Raw genomic sequence first — 12592 nt, 5'->3', positions numbered from 1 at the left:
GAGACGACCTTACCGGCTGTGTCTTAACAGATCCGGAATGCGCGCCGGAAAAACGCTAGTCGGCCTCCCAGCCATAGCTGCCCGGCCCGGCCAGAGCCGTCCGCGCGGTCATGATATCCTGCGGGCGCAGGTCAAGCGCCTCGGCAAAGCTGACGATCCGGGCGTCATCCTCGACCAGGAAGTCCAGCAGGTACAGGGCGATGTCGGGGCGCGCGGCCATGTCGCGCAAATCGGCGGGACGCAGCCCCGACGCCTCCATGAACTGCGTCAGATCCTCGGGCCGGTCGACCAGCAGAATCAAGGTCTGCATCGCCAGGTCGCGTGCCTGTTCCTGCGAGAAAGCCATGGGTGTCGTCCTTTTTTTTGTCCGGGCGGCTGCCTGGCAATCCTTTGTTAAGCATTTGGGGCGAAGTTGGAATGCAGATGTCAGAAATGACTGGATAGGTCGATGACAGCACGAATCTTGGTGGTGGATGGCACGGCAACGGTTCGGATCACCTTCAAGGTCCGGCTGACGGCCCTGTGCCATGATGTCGTTGCCTTGGGCTCGGCGGCGCAGCTGATGCGGCAGCTGGATCTTGTGCGGCCCGACCTGATCATCCTGGGCGGCGGGCTGCCCGACGGCCCGGCGGTCGACCTGTGCCGCAGGCTGGCCGGGGACGACCGCTCGGGCGAGATCCCGGTCCTGATGCTGGTGCCCCCCGATCAGCGGCTGGCGGCCCTGCAGGCGGGCGCCACCGCGACGCTGGAGCCCAATGTCGACGACCAGATGCTGATGGCCCGCATCCGCACCATCCTGCGCGAGGTCGAACTGCCGCCAGCCGCCCTCGGCATGGCCGAGGCGCCATCGGGCTTCGATCATGCGCGGCGCCCGGTGATCGCGCTGGTCGCGGACCATCCGGGCCGCGCCCTGCGCTGGCGGCAGATGCTGTCCGACCGGATGGAGTGCCGATTCGAGGTTCACGATCCCGATCAGGCCCTGGCTGCGGCGACGGCGGGGCGGACGGCGGATCTGTACCTGATCGCCGCCGACATCCGGGGGCGGGGCGACGGGTTGCGGCTGCTGTCCGAACTGCGCTCTCGGCCCGGATCGCGGGATGCGGGCTTCGTGATCGCCATCGCGCCCGACCGGGTGGACATGGCCAGCATCGCGCTGGATCTGGGGGCGGGCGACGTGATGCCGGACAGCTTCGCCACGGCTCCGGCGGCGCAGGCGGCGGCGATGTCGCTGCAGCTGCTGCTGTCGCGCAAGACCCGCAGCGACCAGCGCCGGGCCGAGATGGACCGGCAGATGCGTCTGGCGATGATCGATCCGCTGACCGGGCTCTACAATCGCCGCCATGCGCTGCCGCACCTGGCCCAGATCGCCCGGCAGGCGGTGGCGGAGGGGCGCGACTTCGCCGTCCTCGTCGTCGACCTGGATCACTTCAAGGCGGTCAACGACCGCTACGGCCACAGCGCGGGCGACGCCGTCCTGTCCGAGATGGCGCGCCGGCTGCGCGAGACCATCGGCGCCCAAGGCATGGTCGCCCGGATGGGGGGCGAAGAGTTCCTGTGCGTTCTGGACGATTGCCCGCCCGGCCGCGCCTGCCCCGTGGCCGAGGCGCTGCGGCGGGCCGTGCAGGACCGGCCGGTGACCCTGCCGCGGCTGTCGGGGGGCGGCGCGATCCGGGTCACCGCGTCGGTCGGCCTGGCCTGCGCGGACCCGTCCGAGCCGGGCGCCCCCGACCAGCTGGGCCGGCTGGTGATGGAGCGGGCGGACCAGGCCCTGCTGGCCGCGAAGGCCGCGGGGCGCAACCGGGTCGTCTGCGCCCACGGGCAGCATGCGGCATAGGCGACCCTTCCCTTGCCCCTGCCGCCCGGCTAGGATGCCGGGCGACGCGGGCACTTGTCCCGCCGGGCAAGGAGCCTTCGCATGACCCAGATCACCCCGCAGGATGTCGACGCGCCCGAACGCCCCACAGGCCAGGCGATGCTGCGCGGCGCCCGCGGTCGCTGCCCGGCCTGCGGCGAGGGCAAGCTGTTCCTGAGCTACCTGAAGGTGGCGGATCACTGCCCCTCCTGCCAGGAAGAGATGCACCACCAGCGCGCGGATGACGGGCCGGCCTATCTGACCATCCTGATCGTCTCGCATCTGGGCGCGCCGCTGCTGCTGGCCTCGTTCATTGCGTGGCGGCCCAGTGCGATGACCATGCTTCTGTCCTTCAGCATCGGCGCGATCGTGCTGTCGCTGGCCATGCTGCCGCTGATCAAGGGCGCGATGGTCGGGCTGCAATGGGCGCGGCGGATGCATGGCTTCGGGGGGCGGTCCAGCGGCGTCGCCGCGTGAGTGCCGCGCCCGACATGCCGATCCGCGATGCGGCCACCGTGCTGGTGCTGCGCCGGGACGACCGGGGGCCCTCGGTCCTGATGGGCATGCGCGGGGCGGCGGCGGCCTTCATGCCGTCGAAATTCGTCTTTCCCGGCGGGGCGGTCGATTCCGCCGATGCGCAGGTCGCCTTGGCGCGCCCCTTGGCGCCGGTCTGCCGCCAGCGCCTGCAGCAGGAGGACGGCGTCTCGCCCGAGGCGATCGCGGCCGCCGCCCTGCGCGAGCTGGCCGAGGAGACGGGCCTGCTGATCGGCCAGCCGGACGGCCCGCCCTGCCGCTGGCCCGGGCATGCGGCGGCGGGGCTGGCACCCGATGCCGCGCCGCTGGTTTATCTGTTCCGTGCCATCACCCCGCCCGGCCGCCCGCGCCGGTTCGACGCGCATTTCTTCGTGGCCGATGCGGCGGCGATCGCGGGCGATCCCGACGATTTCAGCGCCGCCTGCGACGAGCTGTCCCATCTGCATTGGGTGCCCCTGGCGCAGGCCCGCCAGCTGGACCTGCCCTTCATCACCGAGGTCGTGCTGGCCGAACTGGCCGAGCTGATCGACGGTCTGCCCGCGGACCGGCCGCTGCCTCGACCCGACACGGTGCCCTTCTTCGACAATCGCGGCCCCGCGCCGGTCTTTCGCCAGATCGCCTGACGGGGCTTCAGCGGCCGGTGAAGACCGGCGGCCGCTTCTGCAGGAAGGCCGCCACCCCTTCGGCGAAATCCGCGCTGCGCCCGGCCTCGCCCTGCAGTCGCGCCTCCAGATCCAGCTGGGCGGGCAGATCCTGCGAGAACGAGGCCGCCAGCGCCGCGCGGATGGCCAGGAAGACGCCGGTCGGTCCCCGGGCCAGCGCCTGCGCGCGGGCGGCGACGCCTGCGGCGAACTGATCGTCGGGAAGGGCCTGCCAGATCAGGCCCCAATCCGCCGCCTGCCGCGCGGGGATGGCGTCCGCGAACAGCATCATCCCCATCGCCCGGGCCAGCCCCACCGCGCGCGGCACGATCCAGGTGCCGCCCGCATCGGGGATCAGCCCGATCCGCGTGAAGGCTTGGATGAAGCTGGCGCTTTCGGTGGCGATCACCACATCGGCGGCCAGCGCCAGATTGGCGCCCGCACCCGCCGCCACGCCGTTGACCGCCGCGATTACCGGGACCGGGCAGGTGGTGATCGCGGCCAGCATCGGCTCGTATTCGGCGCGCAGCACCGCCTCCAGATCGGCGGCGGCCCCGGCATCGGTCAGATCCTGGCCCGAGCAGAAGCCCCGCCCCGCCCCGGTCAGCACCACGGCCCGGACCTCGGGCGGCAGCGTGGTCAGGGCCTGCGTGATCTCGGCCCGCATGGCGCGGTTCAGCGCGTTCATCACGGCCGGCCGGTTAAGGGTCAGCGTGGCCACGCCCTCGCGGATGTCGAACTGGATTGTCTGGTAGCTCATGATCCCTCCCCGGTGTCGGGGCGATCATGCCAGAAACGCGCTTTCGGGAAAGCGCGACTTGGCGTCAGTTGCCGCGCATGATCTCGTCCAGGCGCTTGGCCTCGGCGGGGTCCAGCGCCGCGACCTCGGGCGTGGGGCGGTTGCGCGCGCGCAGGAAGCGCGCCGCCGCCAGCGCGGCCAGCACCGCCATCAGCGGCCCGGCCATCCACAGAATCAGGTTGCTGCCCGTGGCGCGCGGATCGAACAGCACGAACTCGCCGAAACGATCGACGACATTGTCGATCACCTCGTCATTGCTGTCGCCCGCGACCAGCCGCTCGCGCACGAACAGCCGCAGGTCGCGGCTGATCGGGGCGTTCGATTCGTCGATGTTCTCGCCCTGGCAGACCGGGCAGCGCAGCTGCTGCGAGATCTGGCGGGCACGGGATTCCAGCCCCGCATCCTGAAGCACCTCGTCGGGCTGCACCGCCAGCGCGGGCGTCAGCGGCGCCAAGGCCAGCGCCAAGACCAGCGCCAGACGGGTCCACAGCGCCCTCATTCCGCCGGGACCGTCATGTCGCGGCGCACCGGGCGCGAGGCGCCGGCGGCCACGCGATAGCGCCGGTCGGTCAGGCTGATCAGCCCGCCAAGCGCCATCAGGATCGAGCCCGCCCAGATCCAGCTGACGAAGGGCTTGATATAGGTCCGCACGGCCCAGCCCCCGCCCACCTGCTCGTCGCCCAGCACCACATAGAGGTCGCGCCAGAAGCCGTAGTCGATCGAGGCCTCGGTCGTGGGCATGCCCTGCACCGGATAGACGCGCTTTTCCGGGGTCAGCGTGGCGACGGGGCGGCCGTCGCGACTGGCCTCGATGGTGGCCATCTGGGACAGGTAGTTCGACCCGTCGACGCGCTGGACGTCGCGCAGCACCAGATCATAGGCGCCGACGCGGAAGGGCTGGTCGACCTGCGCCACGCGGACATCCTCGCTCTGCCAGGCCTGAACCAGCGCCACGGCGATGAAGGTGATGCCCAGCCCGGCATGGGCGGTGGCCTTGCCCCAATCGGCGCGCGGCAGGCGCAGCAGGCGCCCCGCGCCCGAATTGCCGGTGCGCAGCCACAGCTCGGCTAAGGCGCCGAAGACCAGCCAGGATCCCAGACCCGCGCCGATCACCGCCAGCCCGGAATTGCCGGTCGAGACGGCAAAGACCAGCACCATGATCGCGCCCGTCAGGATCAGCGCGCCGCGCAGGGGCCGCAAGGTACGGGCCAGCGTCGCGCGCTTCCACGGCAGGATCGACCCCAGGGGCAGCGCGATGGCCAGCACGATCATGAAGGGCGTGAAGGCCTGGTTGAAGAAGGGCGGGCCCACGGACAGCACGCGGCCCCAGACCATTTCCGCCACCAGCGGCCAGATGGTGCCGATGAACACAACGAAGGCCGCGACCGCCAGCAGCACGTTGTTCAGGACCAGCGCGCCCTCGCGCGAGACGGGCGAGAAGACGCCCTTGGCCGTCATCTCTGTCGCACGGAAGGCATAGAGCGTCAGCGCGCCACCCACGAAGACCGCCAGGATCGCCAGGATGAACACCCCGCGCTCGGGGTCGTTGGCGAAGCTGTGGACCGAGGTGATGACGCCCGAGCGCACGATGAAGGTGCCGATCAGCGAAAAGCCGAAGGCCATGATCGCCAACAGGATGGTCCAGCTTTTCAGCGCCTCGCGCTTTTCCACCACCACGGCGGAATGCAGGAGCGCGGCGGCCAGCAGCCAGGGCATGAAGCTGGCATTCTCGACCGGGTCCCAGAACCAGAAGCCGCCCCAGCCCAGCTCGTAATAGGCCCACCACGAGCCGAGCGCGATGCCGATGGTCAGGAAGACCCAGGCCGCCAGCGTCCAGGGGCGCACCCACCGGGCCCAAGCCGCGTCGACCCGCCCCTCGATCAGGGCGGCGACGGCAAAGCTGAAGGCCATCGAGAGGCCGACATAGCCCAGGTAGAGAAACGGCGGGTGAAACGCCAGGCCCGGGTCCTGCAGAAGCGGGTTCAGGTCGCGCCCGTCGAAGGGCGGATTTCCCATGCGCCAGAACGGATTGGAGGTGAAGATGATGAAGGCGTAGAAGGCCACGCTGACCGAGGCCTGCACCCCCAGCACCCGCGCCCGCAGGCTGGGCGGCAGGTTGCCCCCGAACAGCGCCGCCGCCGCGCCGAACAGCGCCAGGATCAGCACCCAGAGCAGCATCGAGCCCTCGTGGTTGCCCCAGACACCGCTGATCTTGTAGATCATCGGCTTGGCCGTGTGCGAGTTCTCGTAGACCAGCCGCAGCGAGAAGTCCGAGGTGACGAAGGCGATGGTCAGCGCGCCGAAGCTGAGCACCATCAGCAGCAGTTGCGCCATGGCGGCGGGGCGGGCGCTGTCCATCCAGCCGTGCCAGCCCTTGTGCGCGCCGACCATCGGGATGGTCATCTGGTAGATCCCGACCATGAAGGCCAGGATCAGGGCGAAATGGCCAAGTTCAGCGATCATCTGGGGCATCCTTTGCTGCGCATCAGCATAGGGATGTGACGAACGGGGGAAAAGCCCCCCCTTCGTGTGACTGCGGTCAGTTCCCCGTGTGCGGCTGCGGCCTAATCGCGCAGCGAGGCCTGCCAGTCGCGCAGGGCGGCATTGTCGGAGAAATCCCCGGCGGGGCGGGCCTGCGGCACGGGGGCGGCCGGGGGGGTGGTGTGGGGGACGATGGTCGTCTCCTCGGTGATGCGGGCGGGCCAGACGCGGTGGCGGAAATGATGCGCCTCGCGGGCCCCGAAATAGAAGCCGACGATGGCGCCCAGCAGCCACCACAGCGGCTCGGGCACCTGCTGAAGCCCCTCCATCCGCAGGCCGAAGCCCGCGGGCTCGACCATGGCATAGATGAACAGCGCCATCGTCCCAAGCGCCAGCAGCGGGCGCGGCAGGCGGTTCAGCCCGTTCACGAAGCTGTCGAACCAGCCCTGGCGCGGCACGGCGAATTCCTGCCCGGCCTGCGCGATGGCGCGGGCATAGGCTTCCTCGTCCAGTTCCATCCGGCGGGTGGCGTTCTGGGTGAAGACCTCGGCCATGCCGGTGGCGGCACTGCCCAGGGCGGTGACGGCGGGGGCGACCCCCAGAAAGCGGTCGATCAGGCCCATGCGGATGTCCTCTGGCGATGCTCGGCCTCGGTCAGGCGATAGCGGGGGGCGATGAATTCCTCGGCGCGGGTGATCCAGCCGCCCTTGCCGCCCGCCTTGCTGCGCGCATATTTGCGGCTGGCGGGGCGCTGGTCGGCCAGGGCGTAGTAGTAATTCCGCCGCGCGATCCCGTAGGCATCGGCCAGATGCAGCGGCGCGGCCTCGGCCGCCTGACGGACGGCGGCGATGGTCCGGGGGCCGATCACCCCGTCATCGGCGCAGGCAAACCCCATGCGCGAGACCAGCCGCTGCAGGATCTTCACCGCATTTGCGCCCGCGTTCACATACATGTCGAAGGCGCTGGCCTGCAGGGGCTCGGGCAGTTCGGCCAGGCGCGGCTTGCGGAAGTAATGCTCGACGAAGACCTGCTCGGCCTGGGCGCGGGTCAGGGCGCGGACATCGGCCGCATCGACCCGCCCGTCGCCGGTCAGGTCCATCCCCAGGGCGCGCATCGTGCCGATGGTGACGCCGTAATTGGTGGCCCCGCCCGGATCGTCGGGGTCGTTCACATAGCCCCCCTCGCGGGCCACGATCTCTCGGGCAATCTGGTCGACGCTTGGCATGACACCCCCCTTGGCTGGGGCGGCCGGGGATCGGCCGCACCGGGGGATGCTGACGCGTGGGCGTTAACGGGTCGTTAACCCTGCGGGCGTTGCGCAAGCGCTCAGGCGCCGGGTTCCTGATAGACGCCGGTGGCCTTCAGCGAATCCATCACCTCGCGCGGCATGTAGGTCTCGTCATGCTTGGCCAGCAGGTCGCGCGCCTCGAAGCGGCCGTCGCGATACCAGCCCTTGGCGATGGTGCCCTGCCCTTCGGTGAACAGGTCGGGCCGCGGATCGCCGCCGACATAGGTCACCGGGATCTCGGCCGCGCCGTCGGTGATGACGAAATCGAAGGCCACGCCCTCGCCATTGGCGATCGAGCCCTCCTTGACCAGCCCGCCCAGCTGGAAGAACTCCTCGGGATCGGGTGCCGCCTCGCTGACCTGGCTGGGCGAACGATAGAGGTTGATGCCGTCGCTGAACCCGTAGCCGATCAGCCCCACCGCCACGACCAGCGCGACCGAGGCCGCCGCCAGGACCTGGATGCGGCGCTGCTTCTTGAGGGACTTCATACCGGCCATTCTTTCCTCCGTCTTGCGATCTGGCGTCTTGCGATCTGGCGTCTCACGCGGCCTCGAAGCGGACGGGGCGGCGCAGGAACTGCGTGGCCTTGCCCGAGACCCGCACCGGATCGCCCGTGGTCAGATGTTTCGCGACCTGCCCCGGCCCCGTGAACTCGGGCCTGCGGATCAGATAGTCGGCCAGGCTTTCCGCGACCAGCCCCGCCTGGCTGTAGACGCGAACGTGATCGCCAAGGGCGCGCTGGAACGCGTCCTGCATCAGCGGGTAATGCGTGCAGCCCAGCACGGCGGCCTCGGGGTAAGGCATCCGGCGCTTCAGCGCCTCGACATGGCTGGTCACCAGCGCCTCGGCCAGGATTTCATCGCCCATTTCAATGGCATCGACGACACCGCCGCAGGGCTGCGCCTCGACATCGACGCCCACGGCGCGGAAGGCCAGCTCGCGCTGGAAGGCCCGGCTGGCGACGGTGGCGGGGGTCGCGAACAGGGCCACATTGTTCACCGCCACCCGGCGGGGCGGCGAATTGTCGCCCCAAGCCCGTTCGGTCAGCGCCTCGATCATTGGGACGAAGACGCCCAGCACGCGCTTGTCCGCGGGCAGCCAGGTCTCCTGCATGCGCTTCAGCGCGGCGGCGCTGGCGGTGTTGCAGGCCAGGATCACCAGATCGCAGCCTTCGTCCCACAGCCGCGCGACGCCCGCGCAGGTCAAGTTGAAGATGTCGTCGGGGGTGCGCACGCCGTAGGGCGCATGGGCGTTGTCGCCCAGATAGACCAGCGGCAGGTCGGGCAGGCGCGCGGCGATGGCCTGATGGACAGTCAGCCCGCCCAGCCCCGAATCGAAGACCCCAACCGCCATGAACCGCTCCTCTGCCCCGCGTGGCGCCCTTCATAGGGCGCCACGCGGGTTTTGGGAATGATCCAGATCATTCGGCCCCGATCATTCGGCCCCGATCATTCGGCCCCCATCATTCGGCGGCCTCACGGATCGGTGCGCGCCCCTCGCGGAACTGGGCCAGCAACTCGGCCCGGCGCAGGGCGGCCTGATCGGCGGCGGCCTCCTTGACGGGACCGAAGCCGCGCACCGACAGAGGCAGCCCGGCCAGCTCGATCGCGACGGGCATCATCGGGTCGGTCACCTTGGCGAAGACCTCGGCCATGTCGGCCTCGAACTCGGCGATCATCGCGCGTTCCCGCCTGCGTTCGGAGGCGTAGCCGAACGGGTCCAGCGGCGTGCCGCGCAGCCCCTTCAGCCCCGCCAGCACGCGGAAGGCCCGCAGCATCCACGGCCCGAACTCGCGCTTCTTCGGGCGGCCGTTCGGGTCCATGCCCGACAGCATCGGCGGGGCCAGATGCAGGGACAGCTTGACGTCCCCCTCCCACCGGGCAGCAACCTGTTCAGCGGTGGTCAGGTGCAGGCGGGCGACCTCGTATTCGTCCTTGTAGGCCAATAGCTTGTAATAGCTTCTTGCGACGGTCTCGCGCATCGGCGCGGGTGCCGCATCGACCAGCTTGCGATAGCGCCGGGCCAGCCGCGCACCCTGATAGCCGACCAGACGCTCGGCGCGATAGGCCACCGGATCAACCGGCAGATGGCTGACCTCGGCGGGCCGCACGGCCTGGTCGGGAAAGGCCATCGCCCAACGCCCGATCTGGAAGGCGCGCTGGTTCTCGGCCACCTTGGCGCCGTTCAGGCGGATCGCCTCGAGGATCGCCTCCAGCGACAGCGGGATCAGCCCCTGCTGCCAGCAGGCGCCCAGCACCAGCATGTTGGAATAGATGGAATCGCCCAGCATCCGCAGCGCCAGATCGTTGGCGTCGAAGAAGGCGACGCGATCCTTCAACCGGGCCTGCAGCGACAGCCGCAGCCGGTCCGAGGGCACCTGGAAATCGCGGTTGCGGGTGAAGTCGCCGGTGATGATCTCGTGATCGTTCACCACCGCGCCGGTGCGGCCTTGGGTCATCAGACCGACCGTCTTGGCACCCGCCGTCACCACCAGATCGCCGCCGATGACGCAATCGGCCTCGCCCACGGCGACGCGGATGGCGCTGATGTCCTCGGGGCGCTCGGCCAGGCGCAGGTGGATATGGACCGCGCCGCCCTTCTGGGCCAGCCCCGCCATCTCCATCATGCCGGCGCCCTTGCCGTCCATATGCGCGGCCTGCGCCAGCACCGCGCCGATGGTGACGACGCCCGTACCGCCGACGCCGGTGATGACGATGTTATGGGTGCCGGTGATCGCGGGCAGCGCGGGCAGCGGCAGGTCGGGCAGATCGAAGGCCTCGGCCTTGGGCTTGCGCAGCTTGCCGCCCTTGACGGACACGAAGCTTGGGCAGAAGCCCTTCACGCAGCTGAAATCCTTGTTGCAGCTGGACTGGTCGATCTGCCGCTTGCGGCCCAGTTCGGTGTCCAGCGGCACGATCGACACGCAGTTCGACTGCACCGAGCAATCGCCGCAGCCCTCGCAGACCTCGGGATTGATCCAGATGCGGCGGTCGGGGTCGGGAAATTCGCCCTTCTTGCGCCGCCGCCGCTTTTCCGCCGCGCAGGTCTGGACATAGAGGATCGCGCTGACGCCGGTGACCTTCTCCAGCTCGCGCTGCACCACCGGCATCTGGTCGCGGGTCTCGACGCGCAGGCCCTTGGGGAAGTCGGCGGGATCGACCTCTTCCTTCTCGTCATGCACGATGACCAAGGGGTTCACCCCCATCGCCACCAGCTCGCGCGCGATCTGCGGGGCGGTCAGCCCGCCCTCGTTGGGCTGGCCGCCGGTCATCGCGACAGCGTCGTTGTAGAGGATCTTGTAGGTGATGTTCGTGCCCGCGGCCAGCGCTGCGCGGATCGCTAGGATCCCCGAATGATTGTAGGTTCCGTCGCCAAGGTTCTGAAACACATGCGATCTTGTGCTGAACGGCGCCTCGCCGATCCAGTTCGCGCCCTCGCCACCCATATGGGTGAAGCCCTCGGTCTCGCGGCCCATCCATTGCACCATGTAGTGGCAGCCGATCCCGGCATAGGCGCGGCTGCCCTCGGGCAGGCGGGTCGAGCTGTTATGCGGGCAGCCCGAGCAGAACCACGGCGTGCGGGTCGCGATCTCGGGGGCGTTGTCGTTGCGGCGCACCTCGGTCAGGCGGGCCAGCCCGGCGCGCAGGCGGTCGGTGCCGCGCCCCTCCTCGATCAGGATGCCGCCGATCTTCTGGGCGATGGTCACCGGGTCCAGCGCATAGCGGGTCGGGAACAGTTCCTCTCCGGTGCGGTCGTGCTTCCAGCCATGGACGCGGCGGCCCCGGCGGTTGTCGAAGATCGCCTCCTTCAGCTGCACCTCGATCAGCTTGCGCTTTTCCTCGACGCAGATGATCAGTTCCAGATCCTCGGACCATTCCTGGATGGACTTCATGTCCATGGGCCAGGTCTGCCCGACCTTGTAGGTGGTCAGGCCCAAGCGGTCTGCCTCGGCCTGATCGATGCCCAGCAGGGACAGCGCGTGGACCAGATCCAGCCAATTCTTGCCTGCCGCGACGAAGCCGATCTTGGCGCCCGGACGGCCCCAGACCCGGTGGTCCAGCCGGTTCGCGCGGGAGAACGCCTCGGCCGCCCACCTTTTGTGGTCGATCATCCGCGCCTCCTGCGCGACCGGCGTGTCGCCGATGCGGATGTTCAGCCCGCCCTCGGGCAGCGCGCGGTCGGGGGTCACGAAGCTCAGCCGGTGCGGATCGCCATTGACGACCGAGGTCGCCTCGACCGTGTCCTTCATTGTCTTGAGGCCGGTCCAGACCCCCGCATAGCGCGACAGCGCGAAGCCATAGAGGCCATAGTCCAGGATCTCCTGCACCCCGGCGGGCGACAGGACGGGAATATAGGCGTCGATCATCGCCCAGTCCGACTGGTGCAGCACGGTCGAGCTTTCGCCCGTGTGATCGTCGCCCATCGCCATGACCACGCCGCCAAGCCGCGACGATCCGGCCATGTTGCCGTGCTTCATCACGTCGCCGGACCGGTCCACGCCCGGCCCCTTGCCGTACCACAGCGCGAAGACCCCGTCATGGCGCCCCTCGCCGCGCAGCTCGGCCTGCTGGCTGCCCCAGATGGCGGTCGCGGCCAGATCCTCGTTCAGGCCGGGCTGGAACAGCACGTTCGACGCGGCCAACCGCTTGCCCTCGCGCATCATCGCCAGATCGACGCCGCCAAGCGGACTGCCGCGATAGCCGGTGACCAGCCCCGCCGTGTCCAGACCCGCAGCCTTGTCGCGTGCTGATTGCATCAGCATCAGACGAACCAACGCCTGCGTGCCGTTCAACAATACGTGTGGCTTGCCCAGGTCGAACCGGTCGGCCAGCGAAAATTCCTGCTTGCTCATGTTGTGTCTCCTCCCCAGCCTAGCGGCTCCCTCCGGCATTATAGGTCAGAATGGCTGACTTACGAAGACAAAATTCTTGGCTTGACGTATGGGCGCCCGGACCTCAGGTGAAAGGACAGGTCTGCAACAGATGCATGGCTGACAT

Annotated in this window: 12 protein-coding genes; 3 read left to right on the top strand and 9 right to left on the bottom strand. The window is 69.3% G+C overall.

Annotated features, from left to right (window positions below; all coding sequences use genetic code 11):
* Positions 1 to 55: 55 nt before the first annotated feature.
* A complete protein-coding gene (locus E4191_RS23650) occupies positions 56 to 346 on the bottom strand; it encodes a DUF3572 family protein (protein ID WP_176562631.1) in 291 nt (96 codons plus the stop codon).
* 102 nt (positions 347 to 448) lie between these two features.
* Here E4191_RS23650 and E4191_RS05485 point away from each other — a divergent pair, with 102 nt between their 5' ends.
* From E4191_RS05485 to E4191_RS05475, 3 genes are all read left to right on the top strand, one after another.
* Positions 449 to 1834, top strand: a complete 1386-nt coding sequence (locus E4191_RS05485; RefSeq protein WP_135312511.1) for a diguanylate cyclase — start codon at positions 449 to 451, stop codon at positions 1832 to 1834.
* 81 nt (positions 1835 to 1915) lie between these two features.
* Entirely contained in the window at positions 1916 to 2329 is a 414-nt protein-coding gene (locus tag E4191_RS05480) for a DUF983 domain-containing protein (RefSeq protein ID WP_135312510.1), read from the top strand.
* Positions 2330 to 2343: 14 nt separating this feature from the next.
* Positions 2344 to 3009 carry an NUDIX hydrolase gene (locus E4191_RS05475; protein ID WP_135314338.1) on the top strand — a complete coding sequence of 222 codons (666 nt, stop codon included), beginning with the start codon at positions 2344 to 2346 and terminating at the stop codon, positions 3007 to 3009.
* 7 nt (positions 3010 to 3016) lie between these two features.
* On the opposite strand, the gene E4191_RS05470 is transcribed toward E4191_RS05475, so the two are convergent.
* The 8 genes from E4191_RS05470 to E4191_RS05435 all read right to left on the bottom strand — a co-directional run bounded on the left by E4191_RS05470 (position 3017) and on the right by E4191_RS05435 (position 12447).
* Positions 3017 to 3787: an enoyl-CoA hydratase-related protein gene (locus E4191_RS05470; RefSeq protein ID WP_135312509.1), complete on the bottom strand. Its 771-nt coding sequence runs from the start codon at positions 3785 to 3787 to the stop codon at positions 3017 to 3019.
* A gap of 64 nt (positions 3788 to 3851) precedes the next feature.
* Positions 3852 to 4325, bottom strand: coding sequence for a cytochrome c-type biogenesis protein (locus E4191_RS05465; RefSeq protein WP_135312508.1), 474 nt, complete (start codon positions 4323 to 4325; stop codon positions 3852 to 3854).
* A complete protein-coding gene (locus tag E4191_RS05460; RefSeq protein ID WP_135312507.1) occupies positions 4322 to 6289 on the bottom strand; it encodes a heme lyase CcmF/NrfE family subunit in 1968 nt (655 codons plus the stop codon). The genes E4191_RS05465 and E4191_RS05460 overlap by 4 nt, the downstream gene beginning before the upstream one ends.
* A gap of 101 nt (positions 6290 to 6390) precedes the next feature.
* A complete protein-coding gene (locus E4191_RS05455; RefSeq protein WP_135312506.1) occupies positions 6391 to 6930 on the bottom strand; it encodes a holin family protein in 540 nt (179 codons plus the stop codon).
* Positions 6921 to 7532, bottom strand: a complete 612-nt coding sequence (locus tag E4191_RS05450; protein ID WP_135312505.1) for a holin-associated N-acetylmuramidase — start codon at positions 7530 to 7532, stop codon at positions 6921 to 6923. The genes E4191_RS05455 and E4191_RS05450 overlap by 10 nt, the downstream gene beginning before the upstream one ends.
* Before the next feature lie 101 nt (positions 7533 to 7633).
* Entirely contained in the window at positions 7634 to 8083 is a 450-nt protein-coding gene (gene ccmE, locus E4191_RS05445; protein WP_135314337.1) for a cytochrome c maturation protein CcmE, read from the bottom strand.
* 52 nt (positions 8084 to 8135) lie between these two features.
* Positions 8136 to 8948 carry a glutamate racemase gene (locus E4191_RS05440; protein ID WP_135312504.1) on the bottom strand — a complete coding sequence of 271 codons (813 nt, stop codon included), beginning with the start codon at positions 8946 to 8948 and terminating at the stop codon, positions 8136 to 8138.
* A gap of 109 nt (positions 8949 to 9057) precedes the next feature.
* Positions 9058 to 12447 (bottom strand): indolepyruvate ferredoxin oxidoreductase family protein, encoded by a 3390-nt coding sequence (locus tag E4191_RS05435; RefSeq protein WP_135312503.1) that lies wholly within the window; start codon positions 12445 to 12447, stop codon positions 9058 to 9060.
* Positions 12448 to 12592: the final 145 nt, after the last annotated feature.

Source organism: Paracoccus liaowanqingii, assembly GCF_004683865.2.
Classification (GTDB): domain Bacteria; phylum Pseudomonadota; class Alphaproteobacteria; order Rhodobacterales; family Rhodobacteraceae; genus Paracoccus; species Paracoccus liaowanqingii.
Note: the sequence above shows the minus strand (reverse complement) of the source record. Positions and strands in the feature narration are given on the sequence as shown.